At 65.1% G+C, this 22,498-nt stretch carries 22 protein-coding genes and 1 tRNA gene; 14 read left to right on the forward strand and 9 right to left on the reverse strand.

The window, feature by feature from the left end:
- Window positions 1–311 precede the first annotated feature (311 nt).
- Both EGH21_RS20420 and EGH21_RS20425 read right to left on the reverse strand, forming a co-directional pair.
- Complete coding sequence (locus EGH21_RS20420; protein WP_220620259.1) at window positions 312–1,397, reverse strand: DUF7537 family lipoprotein; 1,086 nt, start codon at window positions 1,395–1,397, stop codon at window positions 312–314.
- Window positions 1,398–1,931: 534 nt separating this feature from the next.
- Window positions 1,932–2,004: transfer RNA gene (locus tag EGH21_RS20425), tRNA-Pro, on the reverse strand.
- Window positions 2,005–2,146: 142 nt separating this feature from the next.
- Between EGH21_RS20425 and EGH21_RS20430 the strand changes: the two genes are divergently transcribed.
- The 5 genes from EGH21_RS20430 to EGH21_RS20450 all read left to right on the forward strand — a co-directional run bounded on the left by EGH21_RS20430 (window position 2,147) and on the right by EGH21_RS20450 (window position 6,253).
- Window positions 2,147–3,316, forward strand: a complete 1,170-nt coding sequence (locus EGH21_RS20430; RefSeq protein WP_220620260.1) for an NAD-dependent epimerase/dehydratase family protein — start codon at window positions 2,147–2,149, stop codon at window positions 3,314–3,316.
- Window positions 3,313–4,248, forward strand: a complete 936-nt coding sequence (locus EGH21_RS20435) for an NAD-dependent epimerase/dehydratase family protein (RefSeq protein ID WP_220620261.1) — start codon at window positions 3,313–3,315, stop codon at window positions 4,246–4,248. The genes EGH21_RS20430 and EGH21_RS20435 overlap by 4 nt, the downstream gene beginning before the upstream one ends.
- Complete coding sequence (locus EGH21_RS20440; protein WP_220620262.1) at window positions 4,241–5,224, forward strand: NAD-dependent epimerase/dehydratase family protein; 984 nt, start codon at window positions 4,241–4,243, stop codon at window positions 5,222–5,224. Before EGH21_RS20435 ends, EGH21_RS20440 begins: the two co-directional genes overlap by 8 nt.
- Window positions 5,225–5,286: 62 nt before the next feature.
- Window positions 5,287–5,769, forward strand: coding sequence for an OB-like fold-containing membrane protein (locus tag EGH21_RS20445; protein WP_220620263.1), 483 nt, complete (start codon window positions 5,287–5,289; stop codon window positions 5,767–5,769).
- Entirely contained in the window at window positions 5,762–6,253 is a 492-nt protein-coding gene (locus tag EGH21_RS20450; RefSeq protein WP_220620264.1) for a metal-dependent hydrolase, read from the forward strand. Before EGH21_RS20445 ends, EGH21_RS20450 begins: the two co-directional genes overlap by 8 nt.
- A 6-nt stretch (window positions 6,254–6,259) precedes the next feature.
- Here the strand turns inward: EGH21_RS20450 and aglM are convergent, their stop codons facing one another.
- Window positions 6,260–7,564 carry a UDP-glucose 6-dehydrogenase AglM gene (gene aglM / locus EGH21_RS20455; protein WP_220620265.1) on the reverse strand — a complete coding sequence of 435 codons (1,305 nt, stop codon included), beginning with the start codon at window positions 7,562–7,564 and terminating at the stop codon, window positions 6,260–6,262.
- A gap of 163 nt (window positions 7,565–7,727) precedes the next feature.
- Between aglM and EGH21_RS20460 the strand changes: the two genes are divergently transcribed.
- Genes EGH21_RS20460 through EGH21_RS20475 form a run of 4 tightly spaced genes read left to right on the forward strand, consistent with a single transcriptional unit; the run spans window position 7,728 to window position 11,107 of the window.
- Entirely contained in the window at window positions 7,728–8,519 is a 792-nt protein-coding gene (locus EGH21_RS20460; protein ID WP_220620266.1) for a DUF4129 domain-containing protein, read from the forward strand.
- Window positions 8,512–9,150 carry a DUF7269 family protein gene (locus EGH21_RS20465; RefSeq protein ID WP_220620267.1) on the forward strand — a complete coding sequence of 213 codons (639 nt, stop codon included), beginning with the start codon at window positions 8,512–8,514 and terminating at the stop codon, window positions 9,148–9,150. The genes EGH21_RS20460 and EGH21_RS20465 overlap by 8 nt, the downstream gene beginning before the upstream one ends.
- Window positions 9,147–10,418 carry a DUF58 domain-containing protein gene (locus EGH21_RS20470; RefSeq protein ID WP_220620268.1) on the forward strand — a complete coding sequence of 424 codons (1,272 nt, stop codon included), beginning with the start codon at window positions 9,147–9,149 and terminating at the stop codon, window positions 10,416–10,418. The genes EGH21_RS20465 and EGH21_RS20470 overlap by 4 nt, the downstream gene beginning before the upstream one ends.
- The gene (locus EGH21_RS20475; RefSeq protein ID WP_220620269.1) at window positions 10,406–11,107 is read left to right on the forward strand and encodes a DUF7519 family protein; all 702 of its coding nucleotides are present in this window, start codon (window positions 10,406–10,408) and stop codon (window positions 11,105–11,107) included. The genes EGH21_RS20470 and EGH21_RS20475 overlap by 13 nt, the downstream gene beginning before the upstream one ends.
- Here the strand turns inward: EGH21_RS20475 and EGH21_RS20480 are convergent.
- The gene (locus EGH21_RS20480; RefSeq protein WP_220620270.1) at window positions 11,079–12,059 is read right to left on the reverse strand and encodes an AAA family ATPase; all 981 of its coding nucleotides are present in this window, start codon (window positions 12,057–12,059) and stop codon (window positions 11,079–11,081) included. The genes EGH21_RS20475 and EGH21_RS20480 overlap by 29 nt on opposite strands.
- A 207-nt stretch (window positions 12,060–12,266) precedes the next feature.
- Complete coding sequence (locus EGH21_RS20485; RefSeq protein WP_220620271.1) at window positions 12,267–12,452, reverse strand: hypothetical protein; 186 nt, start codon at window positions 12,450–12,452, stop codon at window positions 12,267–12,269.
- A 236-nt stretch (window positions 12,453–12,688) separates the two neighbouring features.
- Between EGH21_RS20485 and EGH21_RS20490 the strand changes: the two genes are divergently transcribed.
- Window positions 12,689–14,470 (forward strand): S8 family serine peptidase, encoded by a 1,782-nt coding sequence (locus EGH21_RS20490; protein WP_220620272.1) that lies wholly within the window; start codon window positions 12,689–12,691, stop codon window positions 14,468–14,470.
- Window positions 14,471–14,539: 69 nt separating this feature from the next.
- Here EGH21_RS20490 and EGH21_RS20495 read toward each other — a convergent pair whose 3' ends face one another.
- The 3 genes from EGH21_RS20495 to EGH21_RS20505 form a co-directional block, all read right to left on the reverse strand.
- The gene (locus EGH21_RS20495) at window positions 14,540–15,418 is read right to left on the reverse strand and encodes a universal stress protein (RefSeq protein WP_220620273.1); all 879 of its coding nucleotides are present in this window, start codon (window positions 15,416–15,418) and stop codon (window positions 14,540–14,542) included.
- An 87-nt stretch (window positions 15,419–15,505) separates the two neighbouring features.
- The gene (locus EGH21_RS20500; protein WP_220620274.1) at window positions 15,506–16,111 is read right to left on the reverse strand and encodes a cupredoxin domain-containing protein; all 606 of its coding nucleotides are present in this window, start codon (window positions 16,109–16,111) and stop codon (window positions 15,506–15,508) included.
- Window positions 16,111–16,551, reverse strand: coding sequence for a cupredoxin domain-containing protein (locus tag EGH21_RS20505; protein ID WP_220620275.1), 441 nt, complete (start codon window positions 16,549–16,551; stop codon window positions 16,111–16,113). The genes EGH21_RS20500 and EGH21_RS20505 overlap by 1 nt, the downstream gene beginning before the upstream one ends.
- A gap of 811 nt (window positions 16,552–17,362) precedes the next feature.
- Here EGH21_RS20505 and EGH21_RS20510 point away from each other — a divergent pair.
- The 4 genes from EGH21_RS20510 (at window position 17,363) to EGH21_RS20525 (ending at window position 20,879) form a co-directional block, all read left to right on the forward strand.
- Window positions 17,363–18,214 (forward strand): RNA ligase family protein, encoded by an 852-nt coding sequence (locus EGH21_RS20510; protein WP_220620276.1) that lies wholly within the window; start codon window positions 17,363–17,365, stop codon window positions 18,212–18,214.
- Window positions 18,215–18,648: 434 nt separating this feature from the next.
- The gene (locus EGH21_RS20515) at window positions 18,649–19,221 is read left to right on the forward strand and encodes a metal-dependent hydrolase (protein WP_220620277.1); all 573 of its coding nucleotides are present in this window, start codon (window positions 18,649–18,651) and stop codon (window positions 19,219–19,221) included.
- Between the two features lie 81 nt (window positions 19,222–19,302).
- Window positions 19,303–20,058, forward strand: a complete 756-nt coding sequence (gene aglF, locus EGH21_RS20520) for a UTP--glucose-1-phosphate uridylyltransferase AglF (protein ID WP_220620278.1) — start codon at window positions 19,303–19,305, stop codon at window positions 20,056–20,058.
- Between the two features lie 23 nt (window positions 20,059–20,081).
- A complete protein-coding gene (locus tag EGH21_RS20525; protein WP_220620279.1) occupies window positions 20,082–20,879 on the forward strand; it encodes an SWIM zinc finger family protein in 798 nt (265 codons plus the stop codon).
- 1 nt (window position 20,880) lies between these two features.
- Here EGH21_RS20525 and EGH21_RS20530 read toward each other — a convergent pair whose 3' ends face one another.
- Window positions 20,881–21,798: an NAD-dependent epimerase/dehydratase family protein gene (locus tag EGH21_RS20530; protein WP_220620280.1), complete on the reverse strand. Its 918-nt coding sequence runs from the start codon at window positions 21,796–21,798 to the stop codon at window positions 20,881–20,883.
- Between the last annotated feature and the right edge of the window lie 700 nt (window positions 21,799–22,498).

Consider the following 22,498-nt stretch of genomic DNA (forward strand, 5'->3'; position numbering starts at 1 on the left):
GTCGACACAGCGACAGCAGACGTGGGGTGGCCAACGACGTCGTCGGCAGCGGTGTTCTGGCCAAGGTGCGCTTTAGCACCTGTGTCCGTGCCATACACGATGTTGGCCAGACCGACGGGTATAGTGCTACGTCGAGGGCGTGACGGAAAGTCGAAACACCGTCCCCTATCGAGGAGGAAACGTGGTGTTCGGATCCGGCGATTCCCGATACAGGTCGGTGACCGAACGATGCCCAGGAAACTCTCTGTCTGGGGATTACGCAGGTGAAGGAAAGTAGTCGAAACCGGTCCTGATGGACTGAATGGATGGTGTTAGAGCGACAGCGACTGGTTCACCACAGCAACACCGTTCAGATTAACATTGACGAATGTCCGGCCGTCGATATTCGCGACGTTGGATGGTTGCGTGTTCACGGAAACCGTGAGGCGGTTCTCTGGTGTAGCTGCAAGGTAGAGAGTATCACCGCCGCTAATCGTCGAGGACGTTTGCCCGAAGGCACTACCGTCGGCGAAAGAGAGACTACCAGAGATATTCGATGGGAGTGACCCGTCGCCCTCGATGTCTATGGCGACGTACTTCGGGTCATCGCCGCCGGCAGGGCGTGCGGTGAACGTGACCGCGTCTGCCCTGGCAGTCGAAAGCCACGATGGTTCCGATACAGAAGTCGAACCGACCGCCTTGGTTGCGAACGAGAACTCTGTGTCGGTCGAGCGGTCGTTCCGAGAAAAGGTCATATCGTATTTCAGATCGACTATGCGGCCGTCTTCTGTCAGGAGAACAGTGCCACTGTAAGAGTCGATAGTGTCGATAGCCCGGCGTCGGAATCGCTCTGTCAGCGAGGCATCGTCTGCTTCGGCCCGAATCAACAGACTGCCGTTCTGTTCGACGGCGTCGGTCGGCGTATAGTTGCCTGCTTCGATATGCCGACGGAGACGGCGGATCTGTGAGACAGCATCGCGGTTGACTGTCGGATCGACAGTGAAGTGGAACTCACCGTCGTTTGCACTCGCGAACCCGATATCTCCGTTTTTGTAGAACGACCGGTTGGACGTGTTCGAAGAGACCTGTTCCTGATGAATACTGTTCGATCCAATCTCGACCGTCGTCTGCGTGAGACGACTCCCCTCCACAGACTCCATCTCGATGGTATACTGTTCACCGAGCAACTGACGTTGGTGGCTCGTCACCACATCAGCCGAGACGTCATCGCCGGTTACTCCGTCGGGAAAAGAAACATCCTCCAGCGTTGGTTCGGGCGTCGCAGTCGGTGTATCGGTCGGCGTCTCTGTCGGGGTCGAGGTATCTGTATCAGTCTCGGTCGTGGAAGAATCGCTCCCACTGGAACAACCAGCGAGCAAAGACGTTCCGACAGCAGCGAGATACGTTCTACGTTGCATGCATTTTCAGGCCTCCATCCAATTATATAAAAGCTGTTAATTACACTTATAATATAAAATATTACATACTGGTCGCGGTAGTGTCAGTCCTCTGTTTCAGCTATTACGTACGTCATGTACCTTGCCGCGTGGAAGGGAGGTGCCGTTCGAGTTTCCGACGGTTCCGGCGTCGCCATGGGTGGAATGCTGCAATCAAATCCGTCGTATTCTTCTCCGAAAATCGAAATGCCGGACAGTCATCACTCGCTCCGTCATCCCCCAAACTCGTTCTCTTCGCACGGCTGTTCGACAGGAGCACCGAATCAACCCCTACTCGTAGCCCCGAAAAATATCGTCGTACCTGGACGGACTACCGTTGGGCGGTACGGTCTGTACTCCCGTCGTCGAGTGCGGGCAGCGTTGGAGTGGTTCGTCGCTATACTCGCCGCAGAAGTCGCGGATAAGCCGCTCGTTGGTGTCCAAGAGACTCACGGAGACCGCCCGTAGGGCGGCCGCTAACTGTCAGGAAACCCATAAAAGAGGGTTTGTAGGTAGTGGGCCGGCGCGAATTCGAATCGCGGTTACGGCCACCCGAAGGCCGAAGGATACCAGGCTACCCCACCGGCCCGTGCGATAGCATCTGAAGGAAGGCGAGGGCGATTTTTAACCCTTCCGGAACGGCCGAGCGGTCGTGGGTCACCGGCACGGCCGACCCCTCGAAATGGCAGAAGATATTTACCCGAGTGTAGTTACTCACGAGTTGAGTAACTATGAGCATCCTCGTCACCGGGGCCGACGGCTACATCGGCTGGCCCACCGCCTTGCGCATCGCGAACCGAACCGACAACCGTGTCCTCCTCGTGGACAACTTCGCCCGCCGTGAGTGGGTCGAAGAGGTCGGCGCGACCAGCGCCACACCGGTCGCGTCCATCGACGAGCGCATCCGCGCCGCCGAGGAGACGCTCGGCGTCTCGAACATGTCCTTCGTCGAGGGCGACCTGACCGAGCGAGCGTTCGTCGACGAACTCCTGCAGGTCCACGAACCGGAAACCATCGTCCACGCGGCCGCCCAGCCCTCCGCGCCGTACTCGCAGATCAACGGCGAGCGGGCCAACTACACCCAGCACAACAACATGCAGGCCACGCGGAACCTGCTGTGGGGCCTCGAAGAGCACGACCTCACAGATACGCACTTCGTCGAGACGACGACGACGGGCGTCTACGGCGCGCCGGAGTTCCCCATCCCCGAGGGCGGCGCGACGATGGAGAATCAGGGCGAGGCCGACGACGTGCCCTTCCCGGCGATGGCTGGGAGCTGGTACCACCTCACGAAGTCCCACGACGCGGCCAACATGCGACTGGCCCACAAGCAGTTCGACATCCCCATCTCGGACGTGCGCACGGCCATCACCTACGGCACCGAGACCGAGGAGACCCGGGAGGACGACCGACTGAAGACCCGCTTCGACTTCGACTACTACTTCGGGACCGTCGGCCACCGCTTCTGCGCCCAAGCCGTCGCCGGCTACCCGGTCACCGTCTACGGCAAGGGCGAACAGCGCAAACCGTTCGTCTCGCTCGAGGACGCTGTCGAAGGCCTCGCACAGCTCGCACTCGGCGACGCCGACGACCGACCCGACGGCCTGACCGTCTACAATCAGGTCACGCGGGCCATCAGCATCGTCGAGATAGCCGAGACCATCGCCGACGTGGGGAGCGAGTTCGAGTTGGACGTGGCCGTCGAGCACTTCGAGAACCCGCGCGACGAGGACGAGACCCACAAGATGGAGATCGAGAACGAGCGCTACGACGACCTCATCGGCGGGCAGGCTCAGACCTTCGAGGAAGGCGTCGAGGACATCTTCGAGACGCTGACGCGGTACACCGAGACCATCGAGTCCCACGAGGACCGCTTCCTGCCGGGCGTCCTAGAGGAATGACGACCGACGTCCTCGTCACGGGTGGCTGTGGCTACATCGGGAGCGACCTGATTCCGCGCCTCCAGGCCGACGGCCGGGTGGGCGAGGTGGTCGTCCTCGACAGTCTCACCTCGGGGTCGCCGCGGGCCCTGATGGGTGCCGTCGACGGCAATCTGGAGTTCCGCCGCGGCGACGTCCGCGAGTACGGCGACGTCGAGAGCGCCATGCGCGGCGTCGACACCGTCGTCCACCTGGCTGCCATCACCGGCGCGTCCAGCACCCGCGACCGGCGCGAGGAGACGGTCGCGGTCAACTACGACGGCACCGAGAACGTCCTGAAGGCCGCCGGGAAGTTGGGCGTCGAGAACGTCGTCTTCGCCTCCTCGTGTAACGTCTATGGCCGGGCGACCAGCACGGACATCGACGAGACGGTCACGCCCGACCCCATCAACCCCTACGCCGAGACAAAACTCGACTCCGAGACCCTGCTGCGGGAGTACTGCGAGGAGTTCGGCATGGACGGCACCGCCCTGCGGATGGCGACGAACTTCGGCTACTCGCCGGGTGTCCGGTTCAACCTCGTCGTGAACTACTTCGTGTTCCGGGCGCTCACCGGGCGCACGCTCACCGTCTACGGCGACGGGTCGAACTGGCGGCCGTTCATCCACGTCTCCGACGCCGCCCGCGCCTACAAACACGCCGCGCTCGAACCGGGCGAGTGGGACGAGACGGTGTACAACGTCGGGAGTTCCGACGCCAACTACCAGATTTCGGAGATAGCCGACGTCGTCGACGAGGAGGTCGGCGCCGTCGACATCACCTACCTCGAAGACGAACACCCCGGCCCCTCGTACCACGTCAATTTCGACCGACTTCGCAGAACAGGCTTCGAACCGCAGACCACCCTCCGCGAGGGGGTTCGCGACCTCGCACGGAGATTCACCGATGCCTGAACGAGACATAGACACGCCACACATCGCTATCACGGGCGCGGCCGGCTACATCGGCAGCCGCGTCCTCGTCGAACTGCAGGAACAGCACCCCGACTGGGAACTCACCGCCGTCGACAACTTCTACCGGGGCGACCTCCGGACCGTCGGCGACGTCGACGTCGACCACGTCGACATCCGGAACCGCGACCGGCTGGAGGCCGCGTTAGAGGGTGCCGACGTCGTTCTGCATCTGGCCGCGGTGTCGGGCGTCGACGACTGCGACGAGAACCCGGACCTGGCCTACGAGGTCAACGTGCAGGGGACCGAGAACGTCGCGTGGTTCTGCCGGAAGACCGGTGCGGCGCTGGCGTTCCCCTTCTCGATGGCCGTCATCGGCGACCCACAGGCGTTCCCCATCACCGTCGACCACCCGCGGGACCCCATCAACTGGTACGGCCGGACGAAACTCCTCTCGGAGCGAGCCATCGACACGTTCTCCGACGGCGCGTTCCCGGCCCACCAGTTCATGATATCGAACCTCTACGGTGGCCACGAGGTCGGCGGGGAGCGCATCTCGAAGGGGACCGTCATCAACTTCTTCCTCGGCCGGGCGCTGGCCGGCGAGACGCTGACCGTGTACGAGCCCGGCACCCAGTCGCGGAACTTCGTCCACGTGAAGGACGTGGCGCGGGCGTACGTCCGGAGCGCGGAACGACTCGTAGAGCAGCTACAGGCCGGCGAGACCGGCGTCAAGAAGTTCGAGATAGCCAGTGACGAGGACCCGAGCGTCCACGAAGTCGCGAGGCTCGTCCGTGACACGGCCGTCGAGTTCGGCTACGACCCCACGGTTGAACTCGTCGAGAACCCCCGTGCCGGTGAGGAGACACTCGTCGACGACTTCCCGGTCGATACCACGGCTGCTCGCGAACATCTCGGCTGGGCCGCCGAACACGACGTGGCCTCGGTCGTTCGGGACGCACTGGCCGACACGGAGTAGCGCCCACACGCCGCCTGCGGAAACCGCAACGACCATCTATCTGACTGCGCTCACCGGATGACGTGAAGGTCCGGTACCGTGCCGTCGTCGCACTCCTGTTGCTGTCGGTCCTCGGGGCGAGTTTCGTCCACTACGAGGCCACCGAGGACCAGCGCTGGCCGTATCCCGACGCCGACGAACTGGCGGCAGATTACGACACCTACGTCGGCAAGCAGGCGTTCCTGTTCGGGGAGGTGACCGCTGTCGACGCCGACGGGGCTGCATTCACTATCAAGGTCGAAGCTACCGGTGAGATTATCACCCTCAGCGTAAACGGTAGCGACGCCGATGTCGAACGAGGCGGGACCGTCCAGGTGTACGGGACACTCGAACCCGACAGGACCGTCGACGCGCAGGTCGTCAGAGTGGTCAACGCGAGTACCGGGGCGCTTCTGTACAAGTACGGGGCCTCGTTAGTCGGTGTCCTCCTGTTCCTCGTCCTGTTCGCCCGGTACTGGCGCGTCGACACCGGCCGCTGGGTTCTGGAGGCGAGACGCGATGGCTGACCTGCTGACACACGTGCTGGTCCCGTTCGTCCTGCTGACCGTCGCCAGCTGGCGTGTCGACTGGCTGGACCGGCGCTGGGTCGTCGTCGGGATGGGTGGCGGCGCCATCCCTGATCTAGTCAAGGTCGACCTCGTGCTCGAGGCCGATAGCGTCGGCGCGATGCTCGGTGTGCCACTCTCCTACGGTTCGTTCTCGACGCTCGGCGGCGTCCTCGTCGTCGCAGCACTCATCACGCTGGCGTTCCGGCGCGACCACTGGCGGCGGGTGTACGGCCTGCTCGTCGCCGGGGGCCTGAGCGCGCTCGTCCTCGATGGCCTTCGGGTGTTCGCCGACGGCCACGCTTCGGCGTGGCTCTATCCGTTCACGAACTGGCGTCCGCCGACGCCGAGCCTCTACGTCTCCTCTGACCCTACGGTACTCGTCGTGACGCTCGCGCTCGCGATGGTCGTCCTCGTCGCCGACCGGTACCGGGAACCGTCGTAGCCCGACCTACCACGTCAGGCCTTCGTACGTAATCCCGTCACGCCGCTGGACAATCCGCCGACCATCTACCACCACGGGGTCGGCCATCGCGCCGAACTCGTCGTCGAGCGCCGCGAACTCGTCCCAGTCCGTGACGACCACCGCACCGTGAGCGCCTTCCAACGCCTCGGCAGCGGACCCGGCGTACTCGACGTCGGGATATCGCTCACGCATGTTCTCGACGGCGACGGGGTCGTACGCCACCACTTCGGCGCCCCGCTCTCGCAGGCCCTCGATGACCGGCACGGCGCGCGTGTTCCGGATGTCGTCGGTACCGGGCTTGAACGCCAGTCCGAGCACGGCGACGCGCTTGCCGGCGACGTCGACGTGGTCGTCTAACAGGGAGAGCAGGCGCTCGGGTTGGGTGTCGTTCACTTCGACGGCGGCCGACAGGACCGCTGGGTCGTAACCCTCTTGGCGGGCCGCAGAGATAATTGCATCCGTATCTTTCGGAAAGCAACTCCCGCCCCAGCCGACCCCACTCCGCAGGAACTGCTCGCCGATGCGGTCGTCGAGACCGATGGCCTCGGCCACCTCGTAGGCGTCGACACCGAACTCCTTGCAGACGTTCCCGATGTCGTTGATGAGCGAGACCTTGCTCGCGAGGAAGGTGTTGTTGGCGTACTTTATCATCTCGGCCTCGGCGATACCCGTCTCCACCACGGGCACGTCGTCGTCGGCGGCCTCACGGAGGGGCGCGTAGAGAGCGCGTAACCGCTCGAACGCGCGTTCGTCGTCGGCGCCGAAGACGAGTTTGTCGGGGTTCAGGAAGTCCTCGACGGCGGTACCCTCCCGCTGGAACTCGGGGTTCGAGGCGACGAGGAAATCCTCCCCCCGTGTGAGTCCGGCGTCGGCGATGCGCGGGGCCAGTCGATCGTCGGTCGTCCGCGGGATGACCGTCGACTTCGTGACGACGAGGTGCGGGTCAGCAGCGTCGTCGGCGTCGGCGAGTGCTTCTCCGACGGACGTCGCGCCGGCCTCCATGTACTGCAGGTCGATACTGCCGTCTTCGTTGGAGGGGGTCGGCAGGGCCAGCATCGTCAGGTCCGTCTCGCGGACGACGCCGTAGTCCGTGGTCGCGCGCAGTCGGTCGCCGCCGTGGTCGGCGACCAGGTCGTCCAGTCCCGGTTCGTGGATGGGCGACTCGCCGGCGTTGACCGCGTCGACGATAGCCTCGTCGACATCGATTGTCGTCACCTCGTGGCCCAACTCGGCGAGACAGGCCGCCACGGTCGTCCCGACGTAGCCGCTCCCGACGATGCTGACGTTCATCGGCGGAGGGTTGGCCACCACCGCACTTGAGAACTCGGGTCCTTCGCCGGCGTCGTTCGGCGCTCTCTTCCGCTACGGCCTCGGGGATAATCCCCCTATAACAACGCCGTGCTGTGACGCAGGCGTGACCAGTCAGGCGACTCAGGTCGCCGTTCGGACACCAATGGACACTGAACGACTCGTGTCGGTCGGCGTCGCCTCTGTCGTCGTCGTCGCCATCGGCCTCTCGGCCGCGACGCTCGGTTCGTCGATGTCGACCGACCCATCGGACGCGATAGACCCGGATTACGACATGCTCCCCGTCGGTGACGACCGGGCCGGCGAGATAGAGGACGCTGCACAGAATCTCCACGACCGCTACACGGGCAATCCAGCACCGACCGGAGAGCGGAGCGAGAACGCGAACAGGGACCCCGACGGCTCCGATAGGCAGTCAGCCAGCGAGTCGAGTAGCGCGAACTCGGAATCGAACGCGGGGTCGGGCGGCGAGAACAACCAGCAGCAAGCGCCGAGCGAGGGCGAGGGGACCGGCGTCGTGCCGTCGGAGTCGAACCTGCAGGCACTCCTCGTGGCGCTCCTCTCGCTGGTGGCGCTCGCGGCGCTCGTAGGCATCGCGTACCGCTACCGCGAAGAGATTATCTCGCTGTTAGGAATGATAGTGGGGGCCGAAGCCCCGCCCGACGAGGGGAACGAAACGTTGCGACCGGCACCAGAGAACGAAGTCCAGCGAGCGTGGGTAGCCCTGCTTCGACGCGCCGGTATCGTCCGACAGCGGACGAAGACGCCCCGAGACTGTGCCCGTGCGGCCGTCGAGACGGGGTTGGACGCCGACGCGGTCCACCAGCTCCGGCGGACGTTCGAGGACGTCGAGTACGGTGGCGCGCCGCCGTCGGGCGAGCGAGAGCGGATCGCCCGGGAATCGCTCGAGACGCTGGGGGACGACGCCGATGAGTGAGCGAGCGGTGACCGGCGTCCGGCGACTCGGGTGGTACCTGCTCGTGGCCGTCGGCGTCCTCGCGTTCGCGCTGGCGGTCCTCCCCGGCGGGTCGGGCCTCTTCCCGACGGAGTCGCTCATCGACCGGGTCGGCAACGAGTACTTCCTGCTGGGGATTCTCGGCGGCGTCGCCGTCGGCGTCCTCGGGTGGATGGTCGTCCGCCGAGCGAGAGAACACGTCACGCAGGCGGACCCGCCGGAACCGGAGACGGTTCGGGACGCGCCGCCGCCCGGCGCCGAGTTCGACCGGCTGGTCGAGGGCCTGCCGACGCTCTCGGCGCGTGAGGGGAGCGAAGACGCCGAGGAACTCCGCCGGCGGTTGCGGTCGACGGTGGTCGCGACGCTGATGCGCGAGGAGGACCTGAGCGAGGAGCGTGCCGAGCGGTGGGTCGCCGAGGGCGCGTGGACCGACGACCCGGTCGCCACGCGGTTCCTGGACGAGACGGCGAGCGGCCCCCCACTGAGCGAGCGCGCTCGACTCCTGCTCCGCGGTGACTCGTGGGTCCAGCACGGCGCCAGAGCGGTCGCACGCGCCCTTCTGGAGCAGACCGACGCGGCCGACGAGCGTGGGGAAGGGAGCGAGGAGGCATGACCACGGTCCGGACGACCGGCCGCTGGCGCGGTATCGTCGCCGTCGGCCTGTTCGCCGTCGCCGTCGGCGTCCTCGCCGACCGGCCCGCAGTGTTGCTCGTCGGGGCCGTCGGCGCCGGCTACGCGGCGTATCCCCGACTGCTCGGCCCACCGTCCGTCGAGTTGGAGTTGGAGCGCCGGCTCGACGACGGCCATCCGGCACGCGGCGACCCGGTGACGGTGACGACGCGGCTGACGAACACCGGCGACCGCACACTGACGGACGTGCGCGTCGTCGACGGCGTCCCGCCGATGCTCACCGTCGCGTCGGCCAGTCCGCGCCACGCCGCCGTGTTGCGGCCCGGCGAGACGACGGAGTACACCTACGCCGTCGAGGCCGAACACGGCCGCCACCAGTTCGACCCCGCTACCGTCGTCGTCAGGGACGTGACCGGCGGGCACGAGGTGGAGACGACGGTGGCGACGGGCACCGAAATCGACTGCGCCGAGTCCGTCCCCTCCCTGCCGGTGCGCCAGCAGACCAACGGCCACGCCGGTCGTCTGGTCACCGACGACGGCGGGAGCGGCATCGAGTTCCACGCCGTCCGTGAGTATCGCCGTGGGGACCCGCTGGGTCGCATCGACTCGAAACGGTGGGCCCGCACCGGCGAACTCACGACCATCGAGTTCCGCGAGGAACGGCGCACCTCGGTCCTCCTGCTGGTCGACGCCCGCGAACCGGCCTACCGGTCAGCGCGCGAGGGAACGCCCAACGCCGTCGCCCACAGCCTCGCGGCCGTCGAGCGACTGCTGGCGACGCTCGACGACACCAACGACTTCGTCGGCGTGGCCGCGCTAGGCCGGGAGTTCTGCTGGGCCGCGCCCGGCGTCGGCCCGGACCACCACGCCGACCTCCGCCGACTGCTCGGGACCCACCCTGGCCTGTCGGCGACGCCGCCGGTACCCGGGGAGGACGGCGACGTCGCTCGGCAGACGGAGATGCTCAGGAAGCGCCTCGACACCGACACGCAGGTGCTCGTCTGCTCGCCGCTGGCCGACGACGCCATAGTACGGACCGTGCGGACCCTGGAGGCGGCGTCCCACACCACGACGGTGCTGTGTCCGGACGTGACCGCCGACCGGACGCCCGGGCAACGGCTGGCACGCACCGAGCGCGAGAACCGGATACACGCGCTCCGCGAGGCCGGCGTCCCGGTCATCGACTGGACGCCGACCGAGTCGCTGGGCACCGTGCTTCTGGGCGAGCGACGACGGCGGTGGTCGGCGTGACTGGCGTCGACCACCGGCCCACGCCCGTCGCCAGCGCGCTGGCGATACTGCTGGCGGGCGTCTCGACGGTACTCTTGGCGCCCGGCCCCGACCAGCGCCTGGCCGTGTTCGGGACGGTCGCGGGCGTCGCGCTCGTCGTCTTCGGCGACCGGGACGACCTGACCGGCGAGTACCCCCCGCTGGTCGGGCAGGCGGTCGTCGCCGTCGGGGCGATAGTCGTCGTCGCGTCGCTCTCGCACGCCCTGAGCGCGGTTAACGAGTTCGGCGCACAGGCGGAACTCGTCCCGGGACTGGTCGGTATCGTGTGCGTCGGCCTCGGAACGCGGCCGCTCAGACAGCGCATCGCCCGCCGGTTCGTCTCGGCGGGGCTGGCCGCCCTCGTCGTCGGCGTCGTCCTCACCGGCATCTTCGAGCGCGCGGAGCCACCGGCACTGCTGGCGGCGACGGCCGCCGCTATCGTTGCGTGGGACCTCGCGGAACACGCTATCAGCCTCGGCGAGCAGTTGCGGGCCGACGCCCGCACCTACACCGTCGAACTCGTCCACGCCGGTGCTAGCGGCGGCTACGGGGCCGTGCTGGTCGTCGGTGCGCTGGTCCTCTACGAGAACGGGGGGACCGGAGTGCCGCTGGGTGCGCTGGCCTTGCTCCTCGCCGCCGCCGTCACTCTGATGGCTGTTCTGTATAGGTGACCGTGGGCACCTCGACGTCGTCCAGCAGGTCCGCCACGACGGCGCGCTTCTCGACGTCGTCGACGCGCGCGTCCGGCGTCAGGACGAGGCGATGCGAGAGGACTTCCGGCGCGATGCGGGCCACGTGGTCGGGCGTGACGTAGTCCCGGCCGCGGACGACGGCGAGCGCTCTGGCCGCCTCGAACAACCGCTGGGTCGCTCGCGGGGAGACGCCCGTCTCGACGCGCGAGTCCTCGCGGGTCGCGCGGGCCAGTCGGACGACGTACTTCCGGACCTCTTTCTCGACGTGGACCGATTCTGGTGCCTGCCGGAGTTCTGCGGGAGCCATGGAGACGGCCTCCGTCACCGACGGCGTCCGGTCGGTGCGGGCCGCACGCCGGTCGATAATCTCCAGTTCGCCGTCCTCGTCGGGGTAGCCCAGACTCGTCTTCACGACGAAGCGGTCGACCTGTGCCTCCGGCAGCGGGAAGGTGCCGTCCTGTTCGATTGGGTTCTGGGTCGCGATGACGAAGAAGGGGTCCGGGAGGGCGTGAGTCTCCCCGTCGATGGTGACCTGCCCCTCCGCCATCGCCTCCAGCAGTGCGGCCTGCGTCTTCGGCGACGCGCGGTTTATCTCGTCGGCGAGGACGACGTTGCCGAAGATGGGGCCCTCGCGGAACTCGAACTCCTGGGTCTTCTCGTTGAAGACGTAGGTGCCGGTGACGTCGGCCGGCAGGAGGTCCGGCGTGAACTGGATGCGCGAGAACTCGAGTCCGAGCGCGTTCGCGAGCGACCGCGCGGTGAGCGTCTTGCCGGTCCCCGGCACGTCTTCCAGCAGGACGTGGCCGCGAGCGAGGAAGCCCGACAGGACGGTTTCGAGCGTCTCTCGCTCGGTGATGACCGCGCCGGAGACGGTGTCGAGGACGGTCCCGCAGTGGTCGGCGACAGCGTCGACGTCGGTGTCCGTACTCATCGAGCGGTGACAGAGGGATTGCGGGCTTAGTTATCGCCGGCCTACCGGTTCCCCTGGCGACGAGAGGGGACAGCAGTCGGGTCGGTACGAAACGGGTACTGGGAGACTGGGACGGTGGTCTGTCTGCGTGGACGTCGACACTCCCCCTCCCAGCGCCACCGGTCGGTCTTTACACGTGAAGCACTCCACATCGAGCTATCGCGCCACTCAGCTAGCGTCGAGCAATGCGCGGCTCAATTCGCTCTTCCGGTGTGCGGTCTGCAGATGTCGATAGAGCGTCTTCGGGTCGTTCTCGAAGACGCAGAGCGGACAGCGGGCCGTCCCGTCGTCGCTCGGGTCGCCGCCGTCAACGTCCTCGGTACGAGTAGCGAATGCGATTTCGTCGGTCGCCATGATACAGTAGCCAGTATCGCTGTCGACGGTCTAACTCTTGACTGCAAGTAGCTAGACCGGATGGTTCGCGACGACACCGAGAGCGACAGTACCGGGCCGAACGCCCGTGCGTACTGGTGCGCTACACTGTCGCACTCGGATCCGAATCGACAGCCAGCACGGTCGTTCGAGGCGAACGGCGACTGGGCCGTGCGTAGTGTCGCAATGCCTAAGCTGTATGGTTGTGATTACCAAGCATGGGCAAATCGAAACTATTCAGACGTGAATTGCTATACGGACTCGGCGGGGCCGGTGCCGGAGCGCTCCTCCTCGGAACGGGGACGGCGGGTGCCGTCGACACGGCGCGTCACATCGTCGGGACGAGTACGCCGGCCGCGACGGCCGCTGCGAAACGAAAGGCAGACTCGGTCTACCGGGTCCTCGATTTCGGCGACATCGGGCAGGCAGTCGCCGGTCGGTTCTCCACACAGGCGCTGGACGCCCTCAGACGAAACCCGAACGTGCGGTACGTCGAGGCCGACGGCAAGATGCGCGTTATCAGCATCGACTCCAGTGACCCCGAAGTCCCGTGGGGCGTCGACCGGGTCGACGCCGAGAAGGCCCAGGCCGACGGTGCCACCGGTGACGGTGCGGACGTCTCGATACTCGACACTGGTATCGACTCGAACCACCCGGACCTCCAGGGCAACCTCGGCACGGGTAAGGCGTTCGTGAAAGCGAAAGGGCCCTACGCCGAGGCGTGGGACGACGACAACGGCCACGGGACCCACTGCGCGGGCACCGCCGACGCGGTGGACGACGGCGAAGGCGTCGTCGGCGTGAGTTCGGCGGCGACGCTGCACGCGGTGAAGGTACTCGACAAGAACGGAAGCGGGTCCTACTCCGACGTCGCCGCCGGCCTCGAGTGGGTCGCAGACCAGGGCTACGACGTCGGAAGCCTGAGTCTCGGCGGCCCGAAATCGAGCACTATCAAAGACGCCTGTCAGTACGCCTACGACAGGGGCGTCCTGCTCGTCGCCGCCGCAGGGAACGACGGCAGCGACGTCGAGGGGACGGCGCCCGCTACCTACTCGACGGTGATGGCGATAAGTGCCACCGACGACACCGACGGCTTCGCGAGTTTCTCGAACTACGGCAGCGACATCGAACTCGCCGCCCCCGGCGTCGACGTCTACTCGACGTACAATGGCGGCGGGTACGAGACGCTCTCGGGGACGTCGATGGCCTGTCCGCACGTCAGCGGCGCTGGCGGGCAGCTGATGGCACAGGGCTACGGGCACACCGAGGCCCGCACGCAACTCAACGATACGGCGGAGGACATCGGGCTGTCGGACAGTAAGCAAGGGAACGGGTTACTGGACGTCGAAGCCGCAGTGTCGGGGTCCGGGTCTAACGATGGTGCGCCGACCGTCTCGTGGGTCACGCCCGCCGACGGTGAGACGGTGTCGGGGACGATAACGGTCCAGATAGACGCCAGCGATAGCGAGGACAGCGACGACTCGCTCGACGTCACGTACACTGTCGACAGCGGCTCCGCACGCGCGACCACGTACAACTCCACCTCGGGCTACTACGAGGACTCGTGGGACACCACGGGCGTGGCGGACGGTGACCACACCCTGACCGCCAGTGCGACGGACTCCGCTGGCAACACGACCAGTGCGAGCATCACCGTCACGACCGACAACACCGAGAGCACCCTCGCCGTCGACGGCCTCTCGGTGAGCGAGGACAACAGCGGCGGCAGTCCACACGCCGACTTCGACGCCTCGTGGCGCGTCAGCGACTCCGACGGCGACCTCCAGACGGTCGACCTGACGCTCACCGATGCCGATACGGGCGCGACCGAAGACACGGCCAGCGTCGACGTCAGCGGGTCCGATGCCTCCGGCACGACCGGCCTGAGTGCCAAATTCGACGAGAACAACGGCCACACCTACGAGGTCGAACTCGTCGTGACCGACGCCGCCGGCAACACCGCGTCTGCGACCGCCACCGAGGTCGAAGACGGGAGCTAGCGACTCTGGCGGACAGTGCGATTGAAACTGGACGCACAATTCGACAGGTGAGCCGTCACCCCGCCGAATTCACGAGAGCCTGCGAGCGAGCCACGACCGCGCTCGCTGTGGACGCGTGGCGACTATGACGGTCGTCTCGGCGCGCCGGCCGACTGTGCGGGCGGTCGACCCGACGACGACCCGGCGGAGTCGACCGCCACCGCCGCCACCGATGACGGTCACGTCCCGTTCCTCGGCGGCCGCGACCAGCGTCTCGGCGACATCCTCGCCTTCCACAACGTTCGTCGTCGTGGCCACGTCTCCGACCGCGGACGCCGCCTCCGCGACGAGCGTCTCGGCCTCCTCGCGCGTCTCGTCGGAGGCGTCGGGTGCCACCACTCTGAGCACGTCGACGCGGGCCTCGTTCGCCCGAGCGATGGCGTGACACACTCCCGCCGCGAGGGCCGTGTGTGCCCCGGGTCCAGCGGGGAGGCAGATGGTCTCGACGCCGTTCGCGGTCGGGCCTATCTTCTCGACGAGGACGTCACAGGGGGCCGAGGCGACGACGTCGTCGACGATGTGTCCCAGCACGATGTCGCTGTGGCGACGCGCGTGCCAGCCCATCAGTATCGCGTCGGCGTCGCAGTCCGTCGCCGCAGTGACGATGCCACTGGCGACGCTGTCGGCGACGACGAGGCGCCCGTCTACGTCGACGTCGGTTCCCTCGGCGACGTCGATTGCACGGTCCAGTAGCTCGCGGCGGTCACCGCTGAACTCCTCCTTGATGACCTCGTCGCGGAACACCCAGAACGGCGACGACCGGGACTCGCCCACGACGCTGATGACGAAGACGTCCCCGTCGCGGTCGCGGGCGATGTCGAGCGCCGTCCGCATCAGCTGCCCGATTTGGTCGGATTCAGCCACCGAGACGGCGACTCGATAGTCGGTCGCTGTTGGGTCGGTCGCCATTGTTCATTGTTAGCACTACATTGACAAAAGTATGAGCACGAATAGACGAGTCGGAGAGACGGGGCGGCGACACCGCACGTCACGCCCTCAGTAACCGCCGTCGTCGTCCGGTACCGGCGTCGGCGTCGCTGTCTCTGTGGGGGTGTCCGTCGCTGTCGACGTGGTCGTCGGCTGCTCGGCCGCCGTGACGACGAGTCTGCCGAGCATCCGCGGCGGGTGAAACGTACAGACGTAATCGAACGTCCCGGTCTGCTGGACCGTGAACGACACCGACGCCCCGCTGTCGACCGTCTCGTCAACGTCCAGCGCCGGCACCGTTATCGTGTGTCTGGCCACGTCCTCGTTGGTGACCGTCAGCCCGGTACCCGACGTGACCTCGGCGACCAGCGGGTGGAACTCGGTGTTCGCCATCCGAATCGTGGTCGTCGGTTCGGGTTCGACCCCCGAGAGCCGGCCCCACTCGTAGCCCGGATACGCCTGCTGTCCCGCCGTCGGCGTCCCCGTCGTCGTCGGCTCTGACGCGGTCGGCGTCTCTGTCGCCGTCTGCGTCGCTGTGGGTGTTCGCGTGTCCGTCGGCGTTTCCGTGTCGGTTACCGTCGGTGACCCGCCGCCGTCGCCCTGCTGGCCCGAACACCCCGCGACCAGCGGTGCCGTCACGAGCGCACCGCGAGTCAGAAACGTCCGTCGGTCCATCAGTACCCGCCTCCCGCGTCGCCGCCGTCACCGCCGTCGCCGCCTCCGAGCGGTCGCTCAATAGTCGCCTCGCCGACGCCAACCTTCATGCTCATCCCCGTCAGGTCCGAACTGCCGTGGAACCGACAGTACACGTCGTACACGCCGTCGCCGTCGAACGTGTGGGTCGCCGTCTCGCCGCCCGGCACCTCCACGTCCGCGTCCCAGTTGTCCGACGCGCTGGTCACGGTGTGGGCGTCGCCGTCCTCGTTCGTCCACGAGACCGTCGCGCCCGCCTCGACGTGGACGTTCCGCGGGTCGAACTGGCTGTCGACCATCGTGACGTCCGTCGTGTCTTCGACAGACGACTCGCCACCGTCACCACCGCTGGCACACCCCGCGAGTACCCCGGCCACCGCGCCGCAAGTCATCTGGAGCACTGTCCGCCTGTCTGGAGCCATAGTGGAGCCTCCAAGTCTAGTGTTGAGTGTCCAACACGAAGTAGGTGCGGTACGGGTCGTACGTCTGTCGATGAGGTCGGAGAGACTCACTACCAGGTAGAGACGACGTGGTTCGAGGGCTGTCCGTCGGTGCCCGAACACCCTCGACGAACGCACGAGCGAATCGCAACCGCCGTTCGACGGCCGCTGTGGATTCCCTGTCGGTCGTTACTCTCGACAACTCCCGGAAGAGTCAGAGTGACCGTCTGCATCCGACGCAGTGTCCAACGTGATACCACAGCGTCGTTCGGCCTCGGACAGCTGGACGACGCCGACGTCCGGTGCTGTCTGTTCCATGTCGTCCGTCTGTTCACACTCGCCATCCCGCTGATTCGTAGCCTCACCCATGGCGGGCGTCTCGCCGGATACGTGATTGTTACGCGGTGTATACCACCGGCAGCGAGCACCGGTGAGTTCGTCAAGGTCGGTGCCCGTACGTACTGGACAGACGGATTGCTCACTCGGGTATCGTCGGCCCGCAGGCAACCGAAGTGGTCTCAGTACCGGAGTAGACTGAATCGAAATATGCCAGTCGGCAATCTACACGGTCGGCGTCCCGAGTCGTATCAATGTCTGCAACCGGAGGAACATTTTAGTCGACGTCGTGCTTCGGGCGATGGACCTAGTGCCTGACAAGCGCTACGACAGCGCGACGATGCTACGTCAGGACCTCGCCGAGAGACTACAGTAGCGATGGCCGGCTCGTCGCACCCAAACTACCTACGGGTCGAGTGAGTAGGGCGGGACACGCTGATTGAGTGAGTCTACAAGCATGAAACAGTACCCGTCGATTCCACACGCCGAAAACGCGCCGGCCGGACTCTTCGAATCAGGCCACCTGTGGCTGCTGGAGAAAGTCGACGGGGCGCTCCTTCGCTTCCAGTTGCAGGACTCGGGCCTCGTTCGGTTCGGCGACCGGGACCGGGTCTACGACGACCCCGATACCGTCCCCGACCCGTACCAGCACGCCGTCCGCCACGTCCGAGAGCACCTCGACCGGGAGGCGCTTCGGACCGCCGTCGACGACGTCGAGGACGTCGTCTTCTTCGGCGAGGCGACACACCGCCACACGATCGCCTACGACTGGGCGCAGACGCCGTCGTTTCTCGGCTTCGACGTCTGGTCGGACAGCCGCGAAGCCTTCCGCCCACCGGACGCCGCCGAGCAGATATTCGACCGCCTCGGCCTCCAGCCCGTGAACGCCTTCGAGCGGGAACAGCAGGCGCAGTATTTCGACCCCGATTCGTACACGTTCCCCGAATCAGCGTGGTACGATGGGCCGCCAGAAGGTGTCGTCATTCGAAACAAGCGCGGCCAGCGAGCGATACTGCCAAATCCCGACGTCCGGGAGGCTGACGGACCGGACCCAGTCGACGCACCGGAATCCGAATTGGCAGAGCGATACGCGACGACGCGTCGGTTCGAGCGGGTCGTCGACGAACTCGAAGCCAGTAGCCGACCGGTGACGTTCGACGCACTCTACGACCGCGTGCTGAAGACCATCGTTCGGGAAGCGTACGGCCGCCTCTACCATGCACGGAGCGACGTCGACATGGGCGATTTTCGATCCGAGGTTGCCGCACTGACGCGGGCGTTTCTCGACGACCGAGTTGCTGACCGCTAACACGACGTTCCTGTGCGTATCGGAGCGGCCCGAATCCCGATGCAGTTATTCGGAGATTGCGTAGCCACAGAAACAGCCTCGGTCACGGTGTCCCAAGGATTATCTTGGTTCCCCCAGCGGTGCACAAACACTCTCTGTTCCGCGAAGGATAGGCCCGTCTTGCCGTCGAGAAGCCTTCAGACCGTCGGTGGCGGGACACTGACATCGACGCCGCACTGCCACCTGCTCGCCTCGCGTTCCTGCTTCCCTCCACAGCAGTCAGTTTTCGCTCAGACAGTTCTCCCAAACCGGGCTCGTACCAAGGTTGAGCCAACGAAACACCGGGAAGCGTGACTTTGGAGTGCTTCGGACGATAGCGGGGCTCTCTGCAGTGTGTTCGCATCAGTGTCAGGTGAATCCGAGCGTTCTTTTCTCCCCAACCCCAGGCCACAGCTATGTGGCCATGGGGACACGCCGCCGTCGGCTATCTACTCTGTACGCTCTGGCTGCGGGCACGCTATGGTCATCGGCCGACGGCCGGCGTCGTGCTGCCACTCGCCGTCGGCACCCAGTTTCCGGATCTCGTCGATAAACCGCTCGGCTGGACGCTCGGCGTGCTGCCATCCGGTCGTGCTGGTGCTCACTCGTTACTAATCGCCCTCCCACTGCTTGTCGTGCTCTGGTGGCATCTCGATAGCCGCCATGGTCGCACAGCGGTGGCCGGCTTCGCACTCGGCTATCTCTCACATCTCGCTGGTGATGGGATCTATGCCGTCTTCGACGGTGAAGTGCTCTATCTGGGATATCTCCTCTGGCCCGTGACGCCACTCCCACCATACGAAGAGTCGGCTGGGATTCTCGCGCACTTCGCAGCAGCGGAAGTTACGCCACACCTCCTTCTCGAGGTTGGCCTGTTCGTCGTCGCCACAGCACTCTGGCTGGTCGATGGCGCCCCGGGGCTTCGCGTATTGGGACAATGGTGTATGCGACAGGCCAACGCCGCGGCGTCGACGCTTGCTGGTCGATAAGTATCTGTACGGGACTGAAAGACCGACGCCGTGCCCGCCGCTTCGACAAGAGTTTTATCGCTGCTCTGACCACAGAAATGTATGAAGGCTGTCGTACTCGCCGCCGGTGAAGGGACCCGCCTTCGTCCCCTCACCGAGGACAAACCGAAGGGCATGGTCGAGGTCGCGGGCAAGCCCATCCTCACGCACTGTTTCGAGCAACTCATCGACCTCGGCGCCGACGAACTGCTTGTCGTCGTCGGGTACAAGAAACAGGCCATCATCAACCACTACGAGGACGAGTTCGAGGGCGTCCCGATCACGTACACCCACCAGCGCGAGCAGAAAGGACTCGCCCACGCGCTGCTTACCGTCGAAGAGCACGTTGAGGACGACTTCATGCTGATGCTGGGGGACAACATCTTCGAGGCGAACCTCAGCGACGTCGTCAACCGACAGCAGGAGGACCGTGCCGACGCCGCCTTCCTCGTCGAGGAGGTCCCCTGGGAGGAAGCCAGCCGGTACGGCGTCTGTGACACCAACAAGTACGGCGAAATCACGGAGGTTATCGAAAAGCCAGAGGACCCACCATCCAATCTCGTGATGACTGGCTTCTACACCTTCACGCCGGCCATCTTCCACGCCTGCCATCTCGTCCAGCCCTCTGGTCGCGACGAGTACGAGATCAGCGACGCAATCGACCTGCTGTTGCACTCGGGCCGGACGATCGACGCCATCCGCATGGACGGCTGGCGAAACGACATCGGATATCCCGAGGACCGCGACGAAGCCGAAGAGCGTCTCCAGGGTGAAGTCGACCCAGAACTCGCCGCCGAGAACATCGCGGCGAGCGAGTAGCCGGAAGCCGGCCGACAGACAGCATGTCGATTGAAGAGGCACAGATCCGCGAGCGATGTACGGAGGCGATGTTCGAGCGTGGCCAGAACTACCGTACAGAGGGGCGGATCGGACGCCTGACTCGGTTCGGAGATGTGATCACCGCCGACGTACAGGGTTCGCAGTCTTACGACGTGACCGTCGACCTGGCCACGACACCGTTCGAGGCAACCTGTACGTGTCCGTACGATGGCCCCGGCATCTGCAAACACGTCGTCGCCGTTCTGTTGGACGTCGCTGAGCAGCCACCGGACGACGAACGTGAGCAGATCGAACGCCTGTTGCAGGACACCGACCCGGATGCACTCCGGTCGTTCCTCCTCGACGAACTCGCTCGGAATCCCGAACTGCGCGACCGGCTCCGCGCACGATTGGGCGATGAGCATCGTTCGGTCGACGACTACCGAGCCGACGTCGACCAGCTGTTCGACGATTACACAGTCGAGTATCCGGTCGTCACGGAAGCCATCGACTTCTCGCACTTCCTTGAGCAGGCCGAGCAGTACCGGTCACGCGGTCGCTATCGCGAGGCCGCGATCATCTATCGCGCCCTTGCAGAGGGAATCGAAGCCAACGAGAATCTGATCGACGCTGCCTACGACCACTACGCCAAAACCTTCCAGACCGCACTGGACGGCTACGTCGAGTGCGTACAAGCATCTGATTTAGGTGATGACGAACGGCAGGAGGCGATTGCAGCCCTGTCCGAACGGGCCGGTGACGCAATCGGACCGTACGCTGAGCGGTATCGGGAGGCCGTCGAGACGCTCGACAGCAGCTGAGTCAGTTATACGGCTCGCAGACCCGCTGAATCCCCTCTTCGAAGGAGATCTGTGGTTCCCACCCAGTGGTGGCGTGCATCTTCCCGTAGTCGCCACAGGTGTCGTGGACGTACACGTCGTCGGGGATGGGGTTCTCGACGAACTCCGGATCGATGTCGGTCCCGAGTTCGTCGTTGAGCATGTCGACGACGGTGAGGAAATCGTAGGCCTCGCCGGTCCCGAGGTTGTAGATGCCGTGCAGTTCGTGGTCGGCCGCCTGTTCGAGCCCGCGGACGATGTCCTCGACGTGGGTGAAGTCCCGCGTCTGCGTGCCGTCGCCGTACAGCACCGGCGCCTCGCCGGTGGCCATGTCGTCGGCGAACTGCGCGATGACGTTCGCGTACTCGCCTTTGTGTTCCTCGGCGCCGCCGTAGCCCTGATACACGGAGAAGAAGCGCATCCCGGCCAGCGAAATGTCGTAGTGGTTGTGGAAGTACTCGGCGTAGGTTTCACGGGCCATCTTCGACGCCTCGTACCCCGTGTTGACGGTCACGTCCATGTCCTCAGGCGAGGGCTCGGTCTGGCTGCCGTAGATCGAGGAGGTCGAGGCGTAGACGATCGTATCACACCCGTCGTCGCGGGCCTGTTCGACCGTGTTGACGAACCCTTCGACGTTGACCCGAGCGCCGTGGGTCGGGTTGTCCTCGTGCATCGCATACGACGACAGCGCCGCGAGATGAAAGACGACGTCGACGTCCGTCGGCAGGTCGTCCTCGACGACGCTCCGCTCGACGTACTCGACCGCGTCGTCGACGTTCTCGGGCGTGCCGAGATAGCCGTCGTCGACGACGATCACGTCGTTGTCGACAGCGAGCGTATTCGCGAGATTCGAGCCGATGAAGCCGCCACCACCAGTAACCAGCACGCGTTGTCCGTCCATACGCAACGGAAACTGTCGACATGGCAAAATCGTGTTGGTTGGCTCCGGGATTTGGCCACACGTGGGTTTTTGCAATCAATCCAGACCCTCGACGACACTCGGATATATCGATATCACAACGATTTCGATTATCTCGAATACCCATAGACCGGTTCGGCGCCCGCCTATTGACCTGTCCTATTAGAGTATTACCACAGTCTCGGAGTGGATGGCCGTCGACAGTTAGTCATGCTGTCTGAGAACGGACCCCGGAGCCGTTTGTGATCGGTAGATTGACTGACTCTGTCAGATGTATCCAGGGTCCATCGTATCTCTCGCGTTGACGACACAAAAGTGCTTGTCTACTCAGGGGACACAACGTCAGGCTTCGGCAATCCTCCAATATGATAGTGCCCGATATCAGCAACGTCGTCACGGAAATCGTCATCTCACGGGCACCGTGAGCTTTCGCCTTGCAATTCTGTACCCGTATCGACTGTCATCAGTTTACTACCGTAGCGCCATCTCACTTGATTCAACAGCGGTACAGTGAGATTATCCTAGCTGTGAACGGTGGGATTCTCTCGCTGAATCAAGATGGCGAGATAAGGTGACGATATCCCGGTTATAGTATAAGCTGGTTAACTATTCCATAGCCCCGCATAGTCCCGTTCTACGGGGAGTCAACGTGTCTAAAAACGGTACGCTGGATTCGAACGGC

The organism is Haloarcula rubra (assembly GCF_019599465.1).
In the GTDB taxonomy this organism is placed as follows: Archaea; Halobacteriota; Halobacteria; order Halobacteriales; family Haloarculaceae; genus Haloarcula; species Haloarcula rubra.